Raw genomic sequence first — 23,428 nt, forward strand, 5'->3', positions numbered from 1 at the left:
GCGCCTGCCAATAATAGACAAATATGTATTCAGAATCGCAACTTCCTTCAAACTTTCAGCAAAGGTATGGTAGTCCGGGAATCATTACCGTGCTTTATCCCTAACCTCTTCTGACAACATACGTGGTATTTATGGCAATCAGTGAAACGTCGCAGACACCGCCTGCTGCGCGCACCTCGTTCGGTATTCTTGCCGCTATCAGCCTCTCGCATCTGCTTAACGATATGATCCAATCCCTGCTGCTGGCGATTTATCCGCTGTTGCAGGCCGACTTTGCATTGTCGTTTGTACAGATCGGTTTTATCACGCTGACCTTCCAGGTCGCTTCCTCGCTGCTGCAGCCGGTGGTTGGCTATTTGACTGATAAACACCCAATGCCGTGGTCGCTGCCCATCGGCATGTGTTTCACCTTAAGCGGTCTGGTGCTGCTGGCGCTGGCGGGAAGTTTTACCACGGTGCTGGTTGCTGCTGCGCTGGTAGGAACGGGTTCATCAGTGTTCCACCCGGAATCGTCGCGCGTGGCGCGCATGGCGTCTGGCGGGCGTCACGGGCTGGCGCAATCCATCTTTCAGGTCGGCGGCAACTTTGGTGCCTCGCTTGGGCCATTGCTGGCGGCAGTGATCATTGCGCCTTACGGCAAAGGCAATGTTGCCTGGTTTGTGCTGGCGGCCCTGCTGGCGATTATTGTGCTGATGCAGGTAAGCCGCTGGTATGCCGCGCAGCACCGGGTGAATAAAGGTAAAAAACCCGTTTCAGTAATCAATCCACTGCCGCGCAACAAAGTGGTGCTGGCGGTTTGCGTGCTGCTGATCCTCATTTTCTCGAAATACTTCTATATGGCGAGCATTAGCAGCTATTTCACCTTTTATTTAATGCAAAAATTTGATTTGTCGGTGCAAAACGCCCAGATGCATCTGTTTATCTTCCTGTTTGCGGTGGCGGCAGGCACGGTTATTGGCGGGCCTGTGGGTGATAAGATTGGCAGAAAATATGTGATTTGGGGCTCTATCCTCGGCGTCGCGCCATTTACCCTGCTTTTACCCTACGCAACCCTCTTCTGGACCGGGATTTTAACGGTGATTATTGGTTTTGTGCTCGCCTCAGCGTTTTCAGCCATTCTGGTTTATGCTCAGGAGCTATTACCAGGCCGTATCGGCATGGTTTCCGGGCTGTTTTTTGGTTTTGCCTTCGGGATGGGCGGCCTTGGCGCAGCAGTATTAGGGCTGGTTGCCGATCATACCAGCATCGAATTGGTCTATAAAATATGTGCTTTCCTGCCTTTACTCGGCATCCTGACCATATTCCTGCCCGATAACCGCCCGCAACACTGATTTCCTCACGGCCAAAGTCATACTTTGGCCGCTGCTTTCTCTTGCCTGCCCGCGCCTGGCGCATGATTTCTGTTACGGATACCCTACAGGCTATCTTTTTTCAGCTAAATTGCCATTTTCTTCATAATTCAACAATTATTCATAAACATAGTGGCGAAAACTGTCATAAACTGTAACGCAGTTGTCGGTTTTTAACCGCGGGATCCACGCACCAACGAAAGGAGACGGAATGCATCACGCCACACCGCTTATCACCACCATTGTCGGCGGCCTTGTGCTCGCTTTTATCCTCGGCATGCTTGCCAATAAACTGCGTATTTCTCCACTGGTGGGCTACCTGATAGCGGGTGTATTGTCCGGGCCGTTTACGCCGGGCTTTGTCGCCGATACCCAACTCGCGCCGGAGCTTGCGGAGCTGGGCGTGATTTTGTTGATGTTCGGCGTCGGGCTGCATTTCTCGTTGAAGGATCTGATGGCGGTAAAGTCCATCGCCATTCCCGGTGCGATCGCGCAGATTGCTGTTGCGACGCTACTGGGTATGGCGCTTTCCGCAATGCTGGATTGGTCACTGATGACCGGCATCGTCTTTGGGCTCTGTCTCTCCACCGCCAGTACCGTGGTGCTGCTGCGCGCGCTTGAGGAGCGGCAGCTTATCGACAGCCAGCGAGGGCAAATCGCTATCGGCTGGCTGATTGTAGAAGATCTGGTGATGGTGCTAACACTGGTGTTGCTGCCTGCCGTCGCCGGAATGGTGGAAAAAGGCAATGTCGGGCTGGCATCGCTGGCGGTGGATATGGGCATCACCATCGGCAAAGTGGTGGCCTTTATCGCCATCATGATGCTGGTTGGCCGCCGTCTGGTGCCGTGGATCATGGCGCGCAGCGCGGCGACCGGCTCACGCGAGCTGTTTACGCTCTCCGTGCTGGCACTGGCGCTCGGTATCGCTTTTGGCGCGGTGGAGCTGTTTGATGTTTCGTTTGCGCTGGGCGCGTTCTTCGCCGGAATGGTGCTCAACGAATCCGAGCTGAGCCACCGTGCGGCGCACGATACGCTGCCGCTGCGCGACGCGTTTGCGGTGCTGTTCTTTGTCTCCGTCGGTATGCTGTTTGATCCGCTGGTGCTCATTGAGCAACCACTGGCGGTGCTCGCTACGCTGGCGATCATCATCTTTGGTAAATCTGTCGCCGCGTTCCTGCTGGTGCGCATGTTTGGCCACTCGCCGCGCACCGCGCTGACCATCGCCGCAAGCCTTGCGCAGATCGGTGAGTTCGCCTTTATTCTGGCGGGCCTCGGCATGTCGCTGAACCTGCTGCCGCAGGCCGGGCAAAATCTGGTGCTGGCGGGCGCTATCCTGTCGATTATGCTCAACCCGGTGCTGTTCACACTGCTGGAAAAGTACCTCGACAAAACCGAGACGCTGGAAGAGCAAACGCTGGAAGAGGCTATCGAAGAAGAGAAACAGATCCCGGTCGATATCTGCAACCACGCGTTGCTGGTAGGTTTTGGCCGCGTCGGCAGCCTGCTGGGTGAAAAACTGATGGCACAAGGCATTCCGCTGGTGGTGATTGAAACTTCACGTACCCGCGTGGATGAACTGCGTGAGCGTGGCATCCGCGCGGTGCTGGGCAATGCCGCTAACGAAGAGATCATGAACCTGGCGCATCTCGATTGCGCCCGCTGGTTGCTGCTGACCATTCCAAATGGTTACGAAGCCGGGGAGATTGTCGCCACCGCGCGTGAGAAGTGCCCGCACATTGAAATTATCGCTCGTGCGCACTACGACGATGAAGTGGATTACATCACCGAACGTGGCGCGAATCAGGTGGTCATGGGCGAGCGCGAAATCGCCAACACCATGCTGACATTGCTGGAAAAACCGCCGGCTGAAGAAGCCGTAACGGGTTAATCCAAAAAAGCCGGAGTGCTTACGCTGCTCCGGCTTTGTCTCATCCTCGTGTCTGCCCGGCTTCGTCGGGCAATCACATTAACGTTCCCAGTATGCCTCTTCGAGGCTGTCTTCGCGTTCCGGCAGACCGCGCGTTGAACGCGGCGAGTGCTGGTTCAGCACCTGGTAACTGACGCGATTGGCGTATTTGCACACCTGTGCCAGCGAAGAGTACGTCAGCCAGTTGAATTTGTGCTTGCTGGAGTTCGGCACGTTGGTGCGGTGGTAGTTGTTGGCGGTGATGTCATGCAGCAACGCCGCGAGTGCGCCATCGCCCGCGCCGTTGGTATTCATGATTTTTTCCGGCCCGCCCATATACGGCGCAATGTGCGAGTAAATGCGCAGCGGATGTTCACAATCTTTGTGGCGCAGCGCACGGCTGAACTCGTACTGGTTAAATTCGGCAATCGCGCCCGGCAGCAAGGGATGCTGGGTTTTGCGCTTCGCTTCGTCTTCGGTGAAACCGGCCATATACAGACCAACTGGGCCTGCGGTACACAGGACGAGATCAACCCAGTCCAGCGCTTTATCGGCCGCCAGCAGCGGATCGCTTTCGCCGGTCAGCGCGTGGCCTTCCTCTTCATTCATCGCCAGAATCGAGACATTCTCTTTAAGGAAATCACGCCACCACTGCGGGTTATCGGCAATCACATATTTGGTGCCGAGCGTCAGCACCACCGGCACGTTATGCTTTTTGGCGTAAGCCACCGCCTGCATGGTGGCTTCCGGCATCGGTTCACCGGGATTACAGCGCACCAGGTAAGAGGAGAGCACCAGCGCAGACGCTCCGGCGATCACCGCTTCCGGGATGCTCTCCGGGCGCAACTGGTTCATATGGCCAGGGCTGATAGCAAAGGTGCGCTCGCCGCTGTCGCTAATCAGCGTGAAACAACGACCAATGGCGCCATCGACGCCTTGCAGATAGTTGAGATCGGTACGGCTGGAGGTGTTACATAGGTAGCGGTAGGCATAACTGCCGATTTTCACGTTGTCGCACATAACACCAAGCAGCACCGAGCGGTCATCCGCCAGCACAGAGTAATTATGCATGGTATTGCCGATGGTGCCCCCCGCGAACTGGTGCGTGATCAAATCGTTCCTGACCAGTTCCTGATAGAGCGCTTCCGCGACATCGTCGGCGATCACCAGCGAATGACCGGCACTGAGGCCGTAACGGGTAATAAACGCATCATCCACTTTCGCCTCGATATCCACCAGCGTCTGGTCGATACCGACAACCCAACACGTACCGGATTCGCTCTCGGGCTGAATTTGTTGTAACAGCGGGTCGCGGGCGTTAACGGGGAAATAATGCTTGGATTTACGTTTACCGGGAAATTTCATGATTGTAATTAGCGCCATACATTCGGGCCGGGAATGTTAACACACTCTCAGCCCGCGCTGCGATCAGCGATATTTGGCCGTCAGATTGACCATCATCTCGATATGTTCAGGAGAATCATTAAGCGCCGGAATGTACTCATATTTTTCGCCACCGGCTTCCAGGAAGAATTCGCGGTTTTGCACGGCGATCTCTTCCAGCGTTTCCAGGCAGTCGGCTGCAAAACCCGGGGACATCACCTGAATATGCTTCACACCTTTTTCGCCGAGCATTTTCAGAGTTTCATCTGTGTATGGCGTTAACCACGGTTCGCGACCAAAGCGTGACTGGAACGTCATCATCACTTTTTCCGGCGGTAAGTCGAGCGCAGAAACCAGCTCGCGTGTCGTATCGCGACAGCGCTGCGGGTAATCATCCCCTTCTGCTGCATAACGCTGGGGAATGCCGTGGTAAGAGAGCAGCAATAAATCCGGCTCGCCATGCTGCGCAAACGAGGCACGCACGCTATTGGCGAGCGCAGCGATGTAATCCGCATTGTCGGCGTAGTCGCGAATAAAGGAGACGCCCGGAATATGGCGCTTTTTCGCCAGAATGCGCGCCAGCTCGTCCCACACGGCGGCAACCGTAGAACAGGAGTATTGCGGATAGAGCGACAGCACCACAATATGCTCGACCCCTTGCGCCAGCAACTCATCGACCGCGCTTTCCAGCGACGGCGAACCGTAACTCATCCCAAGCACGACCGGCACGTCAGGCAAGCGCGCTGCCAAGGCCCGCTGCTGCCTGCGGCTGTAAACCATCAGCGGTGAGCCCTCTTCCATCCAGACAGATTGATAGAGTTTGGCGACGCGGGGAGAACGAATGGGCAGGATCACACCGCGCAGTAGCGGCCACCACAATAAACGCGGCGTATCTACCACACGTCTGTCACTCAAGAATTGCCGCAGATAGCGTTTCACCGCTTCGGGGGTCGGGGCATCGGGAGTGCCCAGATTGGCAAGCAGGATGCCGGTTTTCGCCTGACTCATTCACGCCTCTTAACCTTTTGAATGGTTGGTAATTGTAGCGTAAAAGCGGTTAAACGGAACCCATTGCTGCGATAGGTAAGATGAGAAAAATTCTCACCCGGAGACTCCGGGTGAGCGGGCGCGTTTAGCCGAGGATTTTTTCCAGCTCTGCGCGTACATCAGCAACGGCTTTGGTGCCGTCGACTTTCGCATAGCGCGTGTTACCCGCCTGCGCTTCTTTCTGGTAGTAGCCGATCAGCGGCGCGGTCATCTGATGGTATTCCACCAGGCGTTTACGCACGGTCTCTTCCTGATCGTCTTTACGCGTGGTCAGCTCTTCGCCGGTCACGTCATCTTTGCCTTCCACTTTCGGCGGGTTGAATTTGATGTGGTAAACGCGACCGGAAGCAGCGTGTACACGGCGACCGATAATGCGATCGACGATCAGCTCGTCCGGCACATCGAACTCAAGAACGAAATCAACGTTGATGCCGGCTTCTTTCATCGCGTCCGCTTGCGGAATAGTGCGCGGGAAACCGTCCAGCAGGAAACCATTGCGGCAATCTTCCTGGGCAATACGCTCTTTCACCAGCGCGATAACCAGCTCGTCAGTGACCAGCTTGCCCGCGTCCATGATGTCTTTTGCCTGTTTGCCCAGTTCGCTGCCAGATTTAACAGCGGCGCGCAGCATGTCACCGGTAGAGATTTGCGGAATACCGTATTTCTCCATGATGAACTGAGCCTGAGTTCCTTTACCCGCGCCCGGAGCGCCAAGCAGAATAATACGCATTGCGAAAATCCCCTCAAATGTTGGTTCAATTTTTCAAAAAGCGCTAAAAGATACCACCAGAACGACCCACGCTCAAGGAAGCGGGATCGGCTGAAACGGTTAATGATACGTTTTCTTATCATGCGCAAGGCATAAACGGAAAAGTGCCCGGTAACATCAACCCGGCGCAAATAAGCCCACTGAGAAATAAAAAAAGGGGCCAACGGCCCCTTATCGGTATCAGCTCAAACGCGGCTTATGAAACCAGTAACTGGTTCATGCGGCGAATAAACTGGTTCGGATCTTCCAGCGTACCGCGTTCAGCAAACAGCGCCTGATCCAGCAGTAACTCGACCCATTCTTTAAACTGGGTTTCGTCCTGCGTGTCAGCCGCGCGTTTCACTAGGGCGTGATCCGGGTTGAGTTCGAAAATGTACTTCACTTCCGGCGCATTCTGGCCCGCCGCGGCGAACAGTTTCGCCATCTGGGTGCTCATTTCGTCGGCATCGGTCACTACCACGGCTGGCGTATCGATCAGACGGTGAGTCAGGCGCACTTCTTTCACACGATCGCCCAGCAGCGTTTTCACGCGCTCAACGAACGGTTCCAGCGCTTTCTCGGCTTCTTTTGCGCTTTCATCCACTTCGTCTGCCAGTTTATCCAGCGAAGCGTCGGCTTTGGCAACAGACTGGAACGGCTTGCCGTCGAACTCGGTCAGGTAGCTCATCATCCACTCGTCGATGCGATCGGAAAGCAGCAGCACTTCGATGCCTTTCTTACGCAGCAGCTCCAGATGCGGGCTGCTCTTCGCCGCGGCGTAGCTGTCGGCGGTGATGAAGTAGATTTTTTCCTGCCCTTCTTTCATGCGCGACACATACTCTTCCAGTGACACAGTTTGTGCGGAAGAGTCGTTGTGCGTGGAGGCAAAGCGCAGCAGTTTGGCGATAGTTTCCAGGTTCGCGTGATCTTCGCCCGTGCCCTCTTTCAGCACCAGGCCAAACTGTTGCCAGAAGGTCTGGTATTTTTCCGCGTCATCTTTCGCCAGTTTTTCCAGCATTTGCAGTACGCGTTTGGTCAGCGCGGTGCGCAGGCTGCGCGTCACGCTGCTGTCTTGTAAGATTTCACGGGAAACGTTGAGCGGCAGGTCGTTGGAATCGACCAGGCCACGCACAAAGCGCAGGTAGTTCGGCATGAACTGCTCGGCTTCGTCCATGATAAACACGCGCTGAACATAGAGTTTCAGGCCGTGTTTATGATCGCGGTTCCACATATCCCACGGCGCCTGCGACGGAATGTAAAGCAGGCTGGTGTACTCCTGTTTACCTTCCACACGGTTGTGGCTCCAGATCAGCGGATCGGTAAAGTCGTGGGAGATATGTTTGTAGAACTCGTTGTATTCCTCGTCTTTGATTTCCGCTTTGTTACGCGTCCACAGGGCCTGCGCTTTGTTGATCTTCTCCCAGGAAACCACGGTTTCGCCGTCTTTCTCTTCCTGTTTTTCGATCTCTACCGGCAGCGCAATATGGTCGGAATACTTGCTGATGATCGAGCGTACGCGCCAGTCGTTGAGGAAGTCGTCTTCCCCTTCGCGCAGGTGCAGCGTGATTTCGGTACCGCGATCGGCTTTGGTGATATCGGCAACGGTGTATTCACCCGCACCTTCGGATTCCCAGAACACGCCGTTTTCAGCGCTTTCACCCGCCGCGCGGGTGCGCACGGTCACTTTATCGGCAACGATAAATGCCGAATAGAAACCGACGCCGAACTGACCAATCAGCTGGCTGTCTTTCGCCTGATCGGAACCCATGGATTCCAGAAACGCCTTGGTACCCGATTTTGCAATCGTCCCCAGGTGGTCGATCACTTCATCGCGCGTCATACCAATGCCGTTATCGGCAATGGTCAGCGTACGGTTCTCTTTATCGAAGGAGACGCGCACGTGCAGATCGCCATCGCCTTCGTACAGTTCCGGTTTGGACAGCGCGCGGAAACGCAGTTTGTCCGCCGCATCCGAGGCGTTGGAGATAAGCTCACGCAGGAAGATTTCTTTGTTCGAATAAAGAGAATGGATCATCAAGTGCAGAAGCTGTTTCACTTCAGACTGAAAACCGCGAGTTTCTTGTCCTTTCATTGGGAAAACCTCAACAATGCCATTTACAAGGTAAAAATGCGTTGAGGGAGAAGTGGGGATATTGGCGGGAATTTTCAAGCGGAGGCAAAAATTTCTGCCTCCGTTTGGTTAAAAACGAATCTTGTGGCGGCCGGCCAGCGAGTGCGACAGCGTCGTCCCGTCAACCATTTCCAGTTCGCCGCCCACCGGCACGCCGTGGGCGATACGGCTGGCTTCCACACCATACTGCACGCAAAGCTCAGCAATATAGTTAGCGGTCGCTTCACCTTCTACCGTCGGGTTGGTGGCGAGGATCAGCTCCTGGATTTTCTCGGACGCCAGACGCTGCTCCAGCCGGTCAAGGCCAATGTCGTCCGGGCCGATACCGTCGAGCGGTGACAGATGCCCCATCAGCACAAAGTAGCGACCAGAGAACTGCCCGGTCTGCTCAATGGCGTAGATATCTGCCGGGCTTTCCACCACACAGATTTGACCGTTTTCCTGGCGGCGCGGGTTGCTGCAAATGTTGCAGACTTCCTGCTCGGTGAATGTGCGGCAATCGGCGCAGTGGCCGATTTCCGACATTGCCCGAGTGAGCGCCTGTGCCAGCCGCATGCCGCCGCTGCGATCGCGCTGCAACAGCGTAAACGCCATACGCTGCGCCGACTTCGGGCCAACGCCCGGCAGGCAGCGCAGTGCTTCCATAAGCTGCGTTAACAGCGGGCTGGTCTGCATCAGAACGGCATCTTAAAGCCTGGCGGCAGCGACATACCGGAAGAGACGGAGGCCATTTTCTCTTTCTGCGTTTCGTCAATGCGGCGAGCGGCATCGTTAAAAGCAGCGGCAACCAGATCTTCCAGCATCTCTTTGTCGTCTTCGAGCAGGCTCGGATCGATCTCCACGCGACGGCAGTTATGCGCGCCGTTGATGGTCACTTTCACCAGACCCGCGCCCGATTCGCCGGTCACTTCCAGCTGCGCGATCTCTTCCTGCATTTTCTGCATTTTTTCTTGCATCTGCTGGGCCTGCTTCATCAGGTTACCCAGACCGCCTTTTCCAAACATAGGCTTCTCTCTTTAGCTGTGGTGACTAACCAGAGTGATAAGTCACATTCAGGGTTGAAAACGGGTAGCCGCAGCTGCCCGTCAAAGGGGGCGGATACTCTCTTCGTCCAGATCCGCATCGAAAAAGCGTTGCAGCGTCTGGATGTTGCTATCCGCAATGATCGACTCGCGCGCCTGCGCAAGTTTTTCCTCATAGATTGCCTGGCGCCACTCCAGCGGCGTACGCACTGCCGGATTATCATCTTCAATGATAGTCAGTTCAACCGCCGCGCCATGTAATTCACTCAGCGCCTCGCCCAGCGTTTTCAACGCGCCCTGCGAGTTTAGATGGCGCTGAGAACTACGCAAATGCAGGCATATCCGTTCGCCGTCCTGCTCTTTCCAGGCGTTCAGCGCAACCTGCTCGACCAGTTTCGGCAATTTAAGCTGGCTGACTTCTTTCGCCCAGGCGTCGCGTTCTATCGCTTCTTCCGCCAGTTTTTTCGCCAGCTCGGGCGTTTTTTCATGCTCGAGCGCTTTTTTCAACGCTTTTGGCGTGGCGACAACTTCTTTTACCGTTTCCACGACCGTTGTCGCTTTCCAGCGATAGGCTTCTTTTTTGGCCGGAGCCTGTTCGAGCGCCGACGGAGCCGGACGCGATTGCACGCGCTCGGTCACCGAAGCCAGTCGTTCCAGCGCGGCGTTACTCACCGGCCGCGCGCGGGTTGCGGCTGCCGGTTCACTCTTTTTTGCTTTGTCGGCTCCCTGCGCGCGTTGCAGTTGTCTGCGCGCCGCCAGCACCTGGCTGGTCGCGTCGGGCATCGGTACATCTTGCGGCGGCGGCATCTGCGAAGGCATTTGCGGTGCGACAGCAACCTGCTGCGGCGCGACTACCGCCGTGGGTGCCACGGGAGCAAAAGAGTGTTGTGTTGCTTCCGGCGCGGCCAGCGGCATCCGCGGGTGGAAAGCCAGCGCCCGCAGCAGCGTCATCTCGACGCCCATACGCCTGTCCGGCGCAAACGGCAGCTCTTTGCGGCCAATCAGCAACGTCTGGTAATAGAGCTGCACATCGGCAGGCGGTACCGTACGGGCCAGCTCACGCAGACGGTGTTCAACCGGCGCCATATCGCTGCCAAGCGCCGAAGGTGTTAGCTGAACCATCGCGATGCGGTGCAGTAACGTTTGCATTTCCAGCAGCAAGGCATCCCACTCAACGCCGCGCGAGGCCGCATCGTTCACCAGCGCCATTGCGCGTTCGCCGTTGGCGGCGACGATCGCTTCAACCAGCGAAAGCGCCTGGTCGTCATTGAGCGTGCCGAGCATGGAACTGACCACGTCGGCGGAAAGCTGGCCGTTGCCGCTGGCTATCGCCTGGTCAGTCAGACTCAGCGCATCACGCAGGCTGCCGTCAGCGGCGCGCGCCAGCAGTTGCAGCGCGCGGGGTTCGTGCTCGATCTTCTCGTCGTCGAGAATATGTTCGAGCTGGTTACGGATCTGGTCGACATCCAGCGCTTTAAGATGGAACTGCAGGCAACGAGAGAGAATGGTCACCGGCAGTTTTTGCGGGTCGGTGGTCGCCAGCAGGAATTTGACATGTTCGGGCGGCTCTTCCAGCGTCTTTAACAGCGCGTTAAAGCTGTGACGCGAGAGCATATGCACTTCATCGATGAGATAAACTTTGAAACGCCCACGCGCCGGTGCGTACTGCACGTTGTCCAGCAGATCGCGCGTGTCTTCCACTTTGGTGCGCGAGGCGGCGTCAATCTCGATTAAATCAACAAAGCGGCCCTGCTCGATTTCGCGGCAGTTATCACAGACGCCGCACGGTGTGGCGGTAATGCCGGTTTCGCAGTTAAGCCCCTTCGCCAGCAAGCGGGCAATAGAGGTTTTTCCGACACCACGGGTGCCAGAAAACAGATACGCATGATGGATGCGTCCTGAGGATAAGCCGTTCGCCAGTGCGGTCAGCACATGCTCCTGGCCGACGACGTCAGCAAAAGTTTGTGGTCGCCATTTTCGGGCTAAGACCTGATAACTCATTGGCAGGCTCTGAAACGCTGGAAGGTGGATTTACGAAGGGATAATGCTAACACAGCCAGGCTGTGAATACACTCCATCCCTCAGGCATGAGGAATGGAGGTAATTGGCGTAAACAGCGCGATTAATGGCCCGGGAACGGCACCAGGCTGTAGCTGGTAATGCCCTGTTTTTGCAGGCGCTGTTCGCCGCCGAGGTCGAACAGATTAATGATAAATGCGGCGTCGGTTACTTCACCACCCAGACGGCGAATCAGTTTTACCGTCGCCTCAATGGTGCCGCCGGTTGCCAGCAGATCGTCCACCACCAGCACTTTATCGCCTGGCTGGATCGCATCAACGTGGATCTCTAACTGATCGGTGCCGTACTCCAGCTCATAGCTTTCGGCGATGGTTTCGCGCGGCAGTTTACGCGGTTTACGCACCGGTACAAAACCGACGCCCAGACCGAGCGCGACCGGCGCGCCAAACAGGAAACCGCGCGCTTCGGTACCGACAACTTTGGTGATCCCGGCGTTTTTATAACGTTCAACCAGCAGTTCAATGCTGAGAGCGTACGCTTTCGGGTCTTCCAGCAAACTGGTGACATCACGGAACAGGATGCCCGGTTTCGGGTAATCCTGAATGCTTTTGATGCTGTTTTTAAGAAATTCAAGCTGCTGCGCAGTCGCTGTCATGGATTTTTTGCCTGATAGAAACGGTATTACTCACGGTACGCGCGTTGAAGGCTTGATGTAACCACTGATTAACATTTAATCAGCCGCACCCGTGCTCGAAAACGCTCGAATTTACTGGCAGTCCGCCACAATTGCAACTGCCTTCGCTGCGCTTTATGGTTTTTGTTGCTTTGCGTCAATCACCGGGATGCGCCACATAAAGAAAAGCAGACAGGACAGAATGACCAGTAACAGAATTCGAACCCATAGCATGTTCACGAAATATAATGAAATGGCGAACGTAACCAGGATGACCGCAATCGCACGCGGCTTCGCGCCCGGCGGCATCGCACGGTACTGCTGCCAGTGGCGCAGATAGCCGCCAAACCAGGAACGGTAGAGTAACCACTGGTGAAAACGCGGCGAAGAGCGGGCGAAGCACCATGCCGCCAGCAATATAAAAGGAGTGGTTGGGAGCAGCGGCAACACCACGCCGAGCGTACCAAGGGCTACCGCCAACCAGCCTATGATGATTAAAATAGTGCGTTGCATAATGCGAATCGTTATCAGGATGAGCGGCTAATGTAGCACAGTCAGGATGATTTACAGGGGGAAGACGCGTGAAAAGCGCCGTGCTTTTACAGAGGCTGGAACAACAACTCGCGACGCTACGCCAGCAGGTCGCACCGCTGGCGCATCACGCCACGGTTAGCGCCCGTTTTGACAGGCATCTTTTTCAAACCCGCAGTACGCGGATGCAATCTTATCTTGATGAAAGTACAGCGAATATGGCGGCGTTACGCCACGCGGTTGAACATGGGCGGGTAGAACAAGTGGTCTGGCTGGCGGAGCATTTGACCGCGCAAATCGCGGCGTTGACGCGTGAAAGCGCCGTCTGGTCGTTACGCGAGTGGGATCACGCATCGCCGGGCATCGCACGCTGGCAGCGCAGACGCCTGAAGCATCAGGAGTATGAGCGTCGGCTGCTGGCAATGAAACAAGAACGCGAACAGCGTTTGCGCTCGGTCACTACGCTTGTTGAACAGCAACAGTTGCAGAAGGAAGTTGAAGCGTTTGCCGGCAGGCTCACCCGTTGCCGCCATGCGCTGGAGAAGATCGAAGGCGTGCTGACGCGCTTAACCCGTTAACCCAGGAGAGAGAATGTCACTGGAAAATGCCCCGGATGAGGTCAAGCTGGCGGTGGATTTGATTATGTTGCTGGAGCAGCACGATATTGCGCCTGAGCTGGTGCTCAAGGCGCTGGAGATTGTTAAAAAAGATTTTGAAAATAAACAACTGGCTGCCCCTCTTCCGTAAGAGGGGCCATATTTTTACTGCCCGACCGACGGTGTCGGATCATCACCTTTTAGCTCACGCTTCACTTCGGTCAGCTCTTCACCTTTACCATTACGCAGGTGCACTTCCAGCTGATTGAAGGCGATATCAATATTATTCTCGCGACACAGTTTATCGATGGTGCGGTTGAGCTCATCCACCGTATAGCTGCGATCGCGCAGTTCACGCACATACAGACGCAACTCGTGATCCAGCGTACTGGCGCCAAAAGTAGTGAAGAAGACGGACGGTTCCGGATCGTGCATCACTTTTGGATGCTCCATCGCCGCTTTCAACAACACTTTTTTCACCTTGTCGAGATCTGAACCATAGGCCACGCCAATGCGGATCACCACGCGGGTAATGGTATCGGACAATGACCAGTTAATCAGACGTTCGGTGACGAACGCTTTGTTCGGGATGATGACCTCTTTGCGGTCAAAATCGGTAATAGTAGTGGCACGGATACGGATTTTGCTGACCGTACCGGAGAAAGTACCAATTGTTACCGTATCGCCTATGCGCACCGGGCGTTCAAACAGAATAATCAGGCCGGAAACAAAGTTACCGAAAATTTCCTGTAAGCCGAACCCCAGACCAACCGACAACGCGGCTGCCAGCCATTGCAGTTTATCCCACGAGACGCCAAGCGAGCCGAACACGGTTAATGCGCCAACGGCAATAATGACGTAATTAAGGATAGTAGTGACGGCATAAGACGAGCCCTGGCGCATATTCAGCCGCGAGAGGATTAGCACTTCAAGTAAGCCCGGTAAGTTGCGGATTAGCGCCCATGCCACCACAAAGACAATCACCGCAAACAGCAAGCTGCCAAGCGTCACGCTTTTCGTCACCGCCGCACCAGCTTCAGTGCCGTTGTAATGCCACAGGGTGATGCTGTCGAGATAGGCGAAAACGGTGATCAAATCAGACCAAATCGCCCAGAACACCACGCCAAACAGCGCGACCATCACCAACATCGTGATACGCAATGTTTGCTGGTTAACCTGTTCCAGCGCAATGGTCGGTTCTTCTTGCGGTTCAGCCCCTTCTGCGCCCTCTTTCACCATATTCTGCCGACGCGCCAGCGCACGACGATACGCAATACGGCGTGCCGCTACGCTTAACCCTCGCAGCACCGTCTGGTAAAGCAGGTTCCAGATAATGACCAGGTAAACCGTTTCAATCCAGCGCCCCGAGAGGCGCAGCGTGGTGTAGAAATAACCTGTCGCCGTCAGCACCATTAAGGCAATCGGTACAATCGCCAGCACGGTGACCGTCACCAGACGAATGCTGTGCGACTCTTTATCACGCCAGCTTTCGCGGAACATCGGCCATACCAGCGCGGTGATCACCAGCAAGTTGACCAGAATGACAAACTGCCCGATCACATCATCCATCAGATGCAGCGGGGAGAGTTCTGATACCACCGACCAGAAGTGCAGCGGCAATAATGCCAGGCTGATACGCACAATCTGCCGACGCCAGTGGCTGGTAAGCTGGGCGGGCATATTGAAATGACTGACCGCAACGCCGTCTTTTTCCAGCACTTTCCAGCACAGGCCAAATACCAGCCAGAACAGCGCCAGTTTTTTACTGAATGCCCACAGCAGCTCGCTAATATTTAGCTGCATGGTAAGCAGGATCAGACCGACTGCCAGGATTAGCAAACAGACTGGCAAGGCACGAATCAGATCGATAAAGATCGCTTTCGGCGTATGCAACTGGCTGTCGCTTCGCAATTGCCCGACCTGGGCGGCAAGTTTTGCCTGGTAGTTTTTCAGCCAGCGCAAACGCCAGCGGATCAGCCCGGCAATCAGTAATAATGGCAAACCGGCCAGGAAAGCAATGGCCACCGCTGGCCAGGCTTTTTCCCAGTTAACGGTGATTTTGGTGCTTTTAATCTGGTCGCGTAGCGCTTTCGGGAAAGCTTTGAACCACTCCCAGTCCATCGGCTTATTGCTGTTCACCCAGAAGATTTGCTGGGTCAGGATCTCCTGCAAGCTTTTCGACACGCTCATCAATTGCTGCTGATTCACCTGCAAGTTGATGGCCATCATGAGCTGGTTGCCAAGCTGCTTGTTCAGTTGATCGAGCAGTTCGCGGCGCATATCCACCACCTGCAACAGCGCGTCATGGACTTCGTCGTTTACCTCGGTCTGATGCCCTTCTTCCAGTTTGGCGACAAAGTTATCGCTCTGGAACAGGGCATCACGCTGCTGGTTGATGTCGAACTGCTCAAGACGCAGATCCGCAATGCGGTTGGTCATATCTTCCAGTTCATCCGCCGACGGTAAGGTCTGCTGTTGCTGGTAGAGAATACGCGACAACAGCAAGCTGCCTTTCAATACGGAAATCTGTTCTTTTATATTGCGCTCAGACTGCAACGCACGATCGAGCCAGTTTTTCACCTTGATATTCTGCTGCACCAGCGCGTTACCGCTCTCTGTTGCGGCAATCAATTTCTGGCTCAGTTGATGGTTAATATCCAGCTCTTGTTTTACCAGCGGGTTCGCCTGGATACGCGCCGTTTCGTCCGGGGTGACCGCTTCTTGCGCGGTTTTTTCGGTTAGCGTCAGGCGCTTGCTGTTTACCGCTTCCTGCAATAACTGGAGCTGGTGTTCAAGGCGGTTACTGTTCGCCGTAACGTAATCGCGCTGCTTTTGCAGCGTGTCTTGCAATACCGTGTTACCTTCCAGGCTTTTGCGCAGCTGCTCGATCTGCGCATTGAGCAATGCCTGCTGTACCAGCAACAAGTTTTGCTGCGAAGGACGCAGTGCGCCCTCGCCCGCTGCGGTGCCGTTCAGACGGTTGCGAATTTGCTGCAACTGCTGCGAAGCGGAGTACATAGAATTCTGCACACGCTCCGGCTGAGTCTGTAATGACACCAGTTGGCTGTTGTAATTGGATAAGTCGTTTTGCGCGGTTTGTAGATCTTCCAGCAGTTGTGTCACGCGGGATTCCAGCTGGCGCAGGGAGAGCGAGGCCAGGGTTTTACGCGTCTCGTCGTCGTTGTCTTTATCGTTAAGCGCGTTGAGCGCATCCGTTGCCTGGCGCAGTTTGTCTGGCGCTTGTGCGACTTTCTGCTTGAGCAGCGCGGTTTCTTGCTTGACCCGGTCAATTTTGTCGAGCGTGTCCAGCGTCTCCGTTAAATCCTGGATAACCAGTTTGTCCTGCGCGGAGTGCTCTTTTTGCTTATTCAGCGCATCAAGCTGGCTTTGCACATCGGTGCGGGAAGGCAAATCGTTGGTTGTCTGCGCCCGGGCGACATTACTCGCAAGGCAAATAAAGACAAGAAACAATGCGGCGGCAAAAGCGGCGAACGTATTTCGCGTGCGATAGTTGTGCAACATAATTTGAGCGATCGTTTTCTGTTCGGGAAGGCGGCCGGAATAGCCACGCGCGCAAGAATATCACGCTGTTATGCAACAACCTAGCGAAGTGAGAAGCCTCCAGGAGAAATCCTGGCGGCTTGCAATGTTATGCGTTGAACGCGTGCGGCTCAGCGCGCAGCGTCGGGCAGAGCTGGCACATCTCAAGCAAGACAGAAACGTAATCACGCGCTTCTTTTTTGAGGTCAAAAGATTGCGGGGCAAAGAGCCAGTTTTCCATAATCCCTGAAATATAGGCACGTATAAGCACTGCGACGCGGCGGGTGAGTAAATTGTCCGGCAGCAATTTTGCCTGCATACATTCGCGGAGTGTAAGCTCGATTCGATCATAACTTTCCAGGCACAAATTCCGCTGCGCTTCTTGCACAATCGCCATTTCGCCGACAAACTCACATTTGTGAAAAATGATCTCCATCATTAAGCGACGCCGTTCTTCAACAACTGTTGCTTCAAGGATATAAACCAATATTTCTCTTAATACAGAGAGTGGATCGTCGGGGAATTTTGCCCGATACTCAGTCTCAAGATCGCTAATACTGGACTCTGATAGCTCCCATATTTCACTAAACAAATCCGACTTGTTTTTGAAGTGCCAGTAAATCGCGCCGCGAGTCACGCCTGCCGCCTGCGCAATTTCAGCCAACGAAGTTGCAGAAACGCCATTCTGCGAAAATAGACGCATGGCGACATCAAGAATGTGCTGACGAGTCTCCAGCGCCTGTTGTTTGGTTTTTCGTGCCATATGTTGGTGAATTTACAGGAGTCAGATTTACATACATTTGTGAATGTTTGTACCATAGCACGACCATAATATAAACGCAGCAATGGGTTTTTGGGCCATTGATCCATTGATCAATTTGAAATCGGACACTCGAGGTTTACTTATGAACAAAAACAGAGGGTTAACGCCTCTGGCGGTCGTTCTGATGCTTTCGGGCAGCTTAGCGCTTACAGGATGTGACGAAAAACCTGCGCAGCAGGGAGCCGGCCAGATGCCAGAAGTTGGCGTCGTAACGGTCAAAACTGAACCTCTGCAAATCACCACAGAACTGCCGGGCCGAACCAGTGCGTACCGCATCGCAGAAGTCCGCCCGCAGGTTAGCGGCATTATCTTAAAACGCAACTTCACGGAAGGCAGTGACGTTGAAGCTGGTGTCTCGCTCTATCAGATTGATCCGGCAACTTATCAGGCTGCTTACGACAGCGCGAAAGGCGATCTTGCTAAGGCACAAGCTGCGGCGAATATCGCGCAGATGACCGTGAATCGTTATAAAAAGCTGCTCGGCACCAAGTACATCAGCCAACAGGATTACGACACCGCGCAGGCGGATGCACAGCAGGCTAATGCGTCGGTTGTCGCCGCAAAAGCAGCGGTTGAAAGCGCGCGTATCAATCTGGCTTACACCAAAGTGACCTCGCCAATTAGCGGCCGCACCGGTACCTCGACCGTAACGGAAGGCGCGTTAGTGCAGAGTGGGCAAACGACTGCGCTGACTACTGTGCAGCAGCTTGACCCGATCTACGTTGATGTAACCCAGTCGAGCAACGACTTCCTGCGCCTGAAACAAGAGATGGCCAATGGTTCTCTGAAACAGGAAAACGGCAAAGCGAAAGTGCAACTGGTCACCAATGACGGCATTGAGTATTCGCAGACTGGTACGCTGGAGTTCTCCGGTGTGACCGTTGACCAGACCACCGGTTCTATCACGCTGCGTGCGGTGTTCCCGAACCCTGACCACACTCTGCTGCCGGGCATGTTTGTGCGCGCCAGGCTTGAAGAGGGTGTAAACCCGAACGCGATGCTGGTTCCGCAGCAAGGCGTTGCCCGTACACCGCGCGGCGATGCAACGGTGATGGTTGTGGGCGAAGGTGACAAAGTTGAAATCCGTAATATCACTGCGACCCAGGCCATTGGCGACAAATGGCTCGTAACGGATGGCCTGAAAACCGGCGATCGCGTGATCATTACGGGCTTACAAAAAGTCAAACCGGGCGCGCAGGTGAAAGCGCAGGAAGTGACTTCTGACAATAAAGAGCAAGCCCAGGCCGGCGGCCAGTCAGAAAAACCGAAGTCTTAACTTAAACAGGAGCCGTTAAGACATGGCTAAGTTTTTTATCGATCGCCCCATATTTGCGTGGGTTATCGCGATTATCATCATGCTGGCGGGGGCGCTTTCGATCCTCAAATTGCCGGTAGCGCAGTATCCGACGATCGCGCCACCGGCAATTCAGATCACGGCTTCCTACCCAGGTGCTGATGCGAAAACGGTGCAGGATACCGTAACGCAGGTTATCGAACAGAACATGAACGGTATCGATAACCTGCTGTATATGTCCTCTGCCAGTGATTCCTCTGGTACGGTGCAGATCACTATCACCTTCGATTCCGGTACTGATGCGGATATCGCGCAGGTTCAGGTGCAGAACAAACTGCAGCTGGCGATGCCGTTGTTACCGCAGGAAGTACAACAGCAAGGTGTTAGCGTTGAGAAATCATCCAGTAGCTTCCTGATGGTTCTCGGTATGATCAGCACCGATGGCTCAATGACGCAGGAAGATATCGCCGACTATGTGGGCGCGACCATTAAAGATCCGGTCAGCCGTACTGCGGGCGTGGGTGATGTTCAGCTGTTCGGTGCGCAGTATGCAATGCGTATCTGGATGGATCCGAACAAACTCAATAACTTCCAGCTGACGCCGGTTGACGTGATTACGGCTATTAAAGCGCAGAACGCCCAGGTAGCGGCTGGTCAGTTAGGCGGTACACCGCCGGTGAAAGGGCAGCAGTTGAACGCCTCCATCATCGCGCAGACCCGTCTGACCTCGACCGAAGAGTTTGGCAAAATCCTGCTGAAAGTGAACAGCGATGGCTCGCAGGTTCGTCTGCGTGATGTCGCGAAGATCGAACTGGGCGGCGAAAGCTACGACGTTATCGCCCGCTACAACGGTCAACCGGCAGCGGGTCTGGGGATTAAACTGGCAACCGGCGCGAACGCACTGGATACCGCCGAGGCAGTACGCGCGACTATTGCCAAACTGGAACCGTTCTTCCCGCACGGTCTGAAAGTAGTTTACCCGTACGACACCACCCCGTTCGTTAAGATCTCAATTAACGAAGTGGTGAAAACGCTGGTTGAAGCGATCGTGCTGGTGTTCCTGGTGATGTATTTGTTCCTGCAGAACTTCCGCGCAACGCTTATCCCAACCATCGCGGTGCCGGTGGTGCTGCTCGGTACTTTCGCGATACTCGCCGCGTTTGGCTACTCGATAAACACCCTTACCATGTTTGGTATGGTGCTGGCGATAGGTCTGCTCGTGGACGACGCCATCGTGGTGGTGGAAAACGTCGAGCGTGTGATGATGGAAGAGGGCTTGCCGCCGAAAGAGGCGACACGCCGCTCGATGGAGCAGATTCAGGGCGCGCTGGTCGGTATTGCGCTGGTTCTGTCAGCCGTATTTATCCCGATGGCCTTCTTTGGTGGTTCTACCGGCGCTATCTATCGCCAGTTCTCGATTACTATCGTTTCTGCGATGGTGCTCTCTGTACTGGTGGCGTTGATCCTGACGCCTGCGCTGTGCGCCACGATGCTGAAACCGGTCGCAAAAGGCGATCACGGCGAAGGCAAAAAAGGCTTCTTCGGCTGGTTCAACCGCATGTTCGAGAAGAGCACGCACCACTACACCGACAGCGTGGGCAACATCCTGCGCAGCACCGGTCGTTATTTGCTGCTCTATATCATTATCGTTGCGGGCATGGCGGTGCTGTTTGTGCGTCTGCCAAGTTCGTTCCTGCCGGATGAAGACCAGGGTGTATTTTTGACCATGGCTCAGTTGCCTGCGGGTGCGACTCAAGAACGCACGCAGAAAGTGCTGGATGAAGTGACGAAGTATTATCTGGAAAACGAGAAAGACAACGTTAACTCCGTCTTTACCGTTAACGGTTTCGGCTTCTCCGGTCGCGGTCAGAACACCGGTCTGGCATTCGTTTCGCTGAAAAACTGGGATGAACGCCCAGGTGAAGCGAACAAGGTTCCGGCCATTGCGGGCCGTGCCAGTGCGCACTTTGCCTCGATTAAAGATGCGATGGTCTTCGCCTTTAACCTGCCAGCGATTGTCGAGCTGGGTACGGCTACCGGCTTTGACTTCCAGTTAATCGATCAGGCCAACCTCGGTCATGAGAAGTTAACGCAGGCACGTAACCAGTTGTTTGGTGAAATCGCGCAGCATCCGGATCTGCTGGTCGGTGTGCGTCCTAACGGACTTGAAGATACACCGCAATTCAAGATCGATATCGATCAGGAAAAAGCGCAGGCGCTGGGCGTCTCAATTAGCGATATCAACACCACGCTGGGAGCAGCATGGGGTGGGAGCTACGTTAACGACTTCATCGACCGTGGTCGTGTGAAGAAAGTGTACGTGATGTCGCAGGCGAAATACCGCATGTTGCCAAGCGACATCGGTAACTGGTACGTCCGTGCAACCGATGGTCAGATGGTGCCGTTCTCGGCCTTCTCCACCACGCACTGGGAATATGGTTCACCGCGTCTGGAACGTTACAACGGTTTACCGTCAATGGAACTTCTTGGCCAGGCGGCTCCGGGTAAAAGTACCGGTGAAGCAATGGCAATGATGGAAGAACTGGCCAGCAAGTTGCCTACAGGCATCGGCTATGACTGGACGGGGATGTCCTACCAGGAACGTCTCTCCGGTAACCAGGCGCCAGCGCTGTACGCCATTTCGCTGATTGTGGTCTTCCTCTGTCTGGCGGCATTGTATGAGAGCTGGTCGATTCCGTTCTCGGTCATGCTGGTGGTGCCACTGGGGGTAGTTGGCGCATTGCTGGCGGCGACTTTCCGTGGCCTGACCAATGACGTGTACTTCCAGGTAGGCCTGCTGACAACCATTGGCTTGTCGGCGAAGAACGCGATACTTATCGTCGAATTCGCCAAGGATCTGATGGATAAAGAGGGTAAAGGGCTGATAGAAGCGACGCTCGAAGCAGTACGTATGCGTTTGCGCCCGATTCTGATGACGTCTCTGGCGTTTATCCTCGGGGTACTGCCGTTGGTTATCAGCTCCGGTGCAGGTTCTGGTGCGCAGAACGCCGTAGGTACCGGCGTAATGGGCGGCATGATCACCGCAACCGTACTGGCTATCTTCTTTGTTCCGGTGTTCTTTGTGGTGGTCCGCCGCCGCTTTAGCCGCCGCAGCGAAGATATCGAACATAGCCACAAGGTTGAGCAGCAGTAAGTTTCTCAGTCTCTATATTAGAAAAGGCCGCGCTTAGCGGCCTTTTTCACATCAACGCATTCGTCCATAAACAGCCATTAAAAGCATTTATTGTCTGTTTGTTTATTTTATGCTGCAAATATAAGGCATATAATTACTGTGTATTTGGGATAAAACTTTGATCGCCAGGTAATACTCTTAATTAGCTGGTACAATCAGATTAAGTCAGAAAAATCCTGGTATAAAAATATTCCCATTTGAGGAATAATCTCAATTGCGCTAACTTAATGAATCGTAAGGATGCGCGAACAATAAAACGCATATCCGCGACATTTTATCTCCATTGAGTCGATTGCTATTTCGTCCATTTTGGGCAGAAAAACATATTATTTGTAATTTTTCATGATGGCACCATGAAATCCTATTCAGACTAGCTTATAGTTATATCAACATCATAAAGCAGCCTGTGTCTCTGGTCAGAGCAGAAGTTTCCCATCCTGAAACAGCGTTTGGTTAGTAAAAAAATTACCACTCAGAAGGGGATGCGTTATGGACGAATACTCGCCGAAAAGGCATGATATTGCGCAGCTCAAATTTCTCTGCGAAACGTTGTACCATGATTGCCTCGTAAATCTTGAAGAGAGCCATCATGGGTGGGTTAACGATCCTACTTCAGCAATCAATTTGCAGTTAAACGAGCTGATAGAACACATAGCCACTTTCGCACTTAATTATAAAATTAAGTACAATGAAGATAATAAGCTGATTGAACAGATAGACGAATACCTCGACGATACGTTTATGTTGTTCAGTAGCTATGGCATAAATACACACGACTTACAGAAATGGCGTAAAACAGGTAACAAATTGTTCCGCAGTTTCGTCAATGTAAGCAAGGCTAATCCTGTTAGCCACTCTTGTTAATTTTTCAACACTAAGGTGAAGGTATGTCCGAAAAACCATTAACAAAAATTGATTATTTGATGCGTTTAAGACGCTGTCAGACAATTGATACCCTTGAACGTGTAATTGAAAAAAATAAATATGAACTCCCCGACGAGGAACTCGCGGTGTTTTATTCAGCAGCGGATCATCGTCTGGCAGAACTGACCATGAATAAGCTTTATGACAAAATCCCCTCCTCCGTGTGGAAGTTTGTGCGCTAATTATCCTGAATGTTTATCGAAGATTTTTCTACCGCAACATGGCGTTCAACCTTGGTGACAGGTGTAT

19 protein-coding genes and 1 other annotated feature are annotated in these 23,428 nt (G+C 54.0%); of the genes, 8 read left to right on the top strand and 11 right to left on the bottom strand.

The genetic code is table 11. From position 1 onward, the window contains the following. Positions 1–131 precede the first annotated feature (131 nt). Positions 132–1,331 carry an MFS transporter gene (locus O3S68_RS11550; protein ID WP_269231552.1) on the top strand — a complete coding sequence of 400 codons (1,200 nt, stop codon included), beginning with the start codon at positions 132–134 and terminating at the stop codon, positions 1,329–1,331. A 229-nt stretch (positions 1,332–1,560) separates the two neighbouring features. Further along, positions 1,561–3,237 carry a YbaL family putative K(+) efflux transporter gene (gene ybaL, locus O3S68_RS11555; protein WP_020456820.1) on the top strand — a complete coding sequence of 559 codons (1,677 nt, stop codon included), beginning with the start codon at positions 1,561–1,563 and terminating at the stop codon, positions 3,235–3,237. Positions 3,238–3,315: 78 nt separating this feature from the next. Here ybaL and O3S68_RS11560 read toward each other — a convergent pair whose 3' ends face one another. From O3S68_RS11560 to O3S68_RS11600, 9 genes are all read right to left on the bottom strand, one after another. Beyond that, complete coding sequence (locus O3S68_RS11560; RefSeq protein ID WP_269231686.1) at positions 3,316–4,620, bottom strand: inosine/guanosine kinase; 1,305 nt, start codon at positions 4,618–4,620, stop codon at positions 3,316–3,318. Positions 4,621–4,683: 63 nt separating this feature from the next. Next, the gene (gene hemH / locus O3S68_RS11565; RefSeq protein WP_020456818.1) at positions 4,684–5,646 is read right to left on the bottom strand and encodes a ferrochelatase; all 963 of its coding nucleotides are present in this window, start codon (positions 5,644–5,646) and stop codon (positions 4,684–4,686) included. A 124-nt stretch (positions 5,647–5,770) separates the two neighbouring features. Beyond that, positions 5,771–6,415: an adenylate kinase gene (gene adk / locus O3S68_RS11570; protein ID WP_020456817.1), complete on the bottom strand. Its 645-nt coding sequence runs from the start codon at positions 6,413–6,415 to the stop codon at positions 5,771–5,773. Between the two features lie 235 nt (positions 6,416–6,650). Next, on the bottom strand, positions 6,651–8,525 hold the full coding sequence (gene htpG, locus O3S68_RS11575) for a molecular chaperone HtpG (RefSeq protein ID WP_269231553.1): 1,875 nt from the start codon (positions 8,523–8,525) through the stop codon (positions 6,651–6,653). A gap of 108 nt (positions 8,526–8,633) precedes the next feature. Beyond that, positions 8,634–9,239: a recombination mediator RecR gene (gene recR / locus O3S68_RS11580; RefSeq protein ID WP_269231554.1), complete on the bottom strand. Its 606-nt coding sequence runs from the start codon at positions 9,237–9,239 to the stop codon at positions 8,634–8,636. Beyond that, positions 9,239–9,568, bottom strand: a complete 330-nt coding sequence (locus tag O3S68_RS11585) for a YbaB/EbfC family nucleoid-associated protein (protein ID WP_007373594.1) — start codon at positions 9,566–9,568, stop codon at positions 9,239–9,241. Before O3S68_RS11585 ends, recR begins: the two co-directional genes overlap by 1 nt. Before the next feature lie 81 nt (positions 9,569–9,649). After that, entirely contained in the window at positions 9,650–11,587 is a 1,938-nt protein-coding gene (dnaX, locus tag O3S68_RS11590; RefSeq protein WP_160271058.1) for a DNA polymerase III subunit gamma/tau, read from the bottom strand. Further along, positions 10,253–10,317: a sequence feature (DnaX frameshifting element), on the bottom strand. It overlaps the preceding gene by 65 nt. A 121-nt stretch (positions 11,588–11,708) precedes the next feature. Further along, complete coding sequence (gene apt / locus O3S68_RS11595) at positions 11,709–12,260, bottom strand: adenine phosphoribosyltransferase (RefSeq protein WP_017459999.1); 552 nt, start codon at positions 12,258–12,260, stop codon at positions 11,709–11,711. Between the two features lie 153 nt (positions 12,261–12,413). Further along, positions 12,414–12,791, bottom strand: coding sequence for a DUF454 family protein (locus O3S68_RS11600; RefSeq protein ID WP_160271059.1), 378 nt, complete (start codon positions 12,789–12,791; stop codon positions 12,414–12,416). Between the two features lie 68 nt (positions 12,792–12,859). Between O3S68_RS11600 and priC the strand changes: the two genes are divergently transcribed. Further along, positions 12,860–13,387, top strand: coding sequence for a primosomal replication protein N'' (priC, locus tag O3S68_RS11605; protein WP_020456813.1), 528 nt, complete (start codon positions 12,860–12,862; stop codon positions 13,385–13,387). Positions 13,388–13,400: 13 nt separating this feature from the next. Next, positions 13,401–13,556 (top strand): pleiotropic regulatory protein RsmS, encoded by a 156-nt coding sequence (rsmS, locus tag O3S68_RS11610; RefSeq protein ID WP_020456812.1) that lies wholly within the window; start codon positions 13,401–13,403, stop codon positions 13,554–13,556. 14 nt (positions 13,557–13,570) lie between these two features. Here the strand turns inward: rsmS and mscK are convergent, their stop codons facing one another. Next, positions 13,571–16,927 carry a mechanosensitive channel MscK gene (gene mscK / locus O3S68_RS11615; protein ID WP_160271061.1) on the bottom strand — a complete coding sequence of 1,119 codons (3,357 nt, stop codon included), beginning with the start codon at positions 16,925–16,927 and terminating at the stop codon, positions 13,571–13,573. Between the two features lie 127 nt (positions 16,928–17,054). Next, a complete protein-coding gene (gene acrR / locus O3S68_RS11620) occupies positions 17,055–17,708 on the bottom strand; it encodes a multidrug efflux transporter transcriptional repressor AcrR (RefSeq protein ID WP_269231555.1) in 654 nt (217 codons plus the stop codon). 142 nt (positions 17,709–17,850) lie between these two features. On the opposite strand from acrR, the gene acrA reads away from it, so the two are divergent. From acrA to O3S68_RS11640, 4 genes are all read left to right on the top strand, one after another. Beyond that, a complete protein-coding gene (acrA, locus tag O3S68_RS11625; RefSeq protein ID WP_269231556.1) occupies positions 17,851–19,044 on the top strand; it encodes a multidrug efflux RND transporter periplasmic adaptor subunit AcrA in 1,194 nt (397 codons plus the stop codon). Positions 19,045–19,066: 22 nt separating this feature from the next. Continuing rightward, entirely contained in the window at positions 19,067–22,216 is a 3,150-nt protein-coding gene (gene acrB / locus O3S68_RS11630) for a multidrug efflux RND transporter permease subunit AcrB (protein ID WP_020456808.1), read from the top strand. Between the two features lie 528 nt (positions 22,217–22,744). Beyond that, entirely contained in the window at positions 22,745–23,119 is a 375-nt protein-coding gene (gene tomB, locus O3S68_RS11635) for an Hha toxicity modulator TomB (protein ID WP_045509164.1), read from the top strand. Positions 23,120–23,142: 23 nt separating this feature from the next. Then, complete coding sequence (locus O3S68_RS11640; protein WP_017459990.1) at positions 23,143–23,361, top strand: HHA domain-containing protein; 219 nt, start codon at positions 23,143–23,145, stop codon at positions 23,359–23,361. Positions 23,362–23,428 lie beyond the last annotated feature (67 nt).

It is taken from the genome of Kosakonia sp. SOY2, from assembly GCF_027109175.1.
Classification (GTDB): domain Bacteria; phylum Pseudomonadota; class Gammaproteobacteria; order Enterobacterales; family Enterobacteriaceae; genus Kosakonia.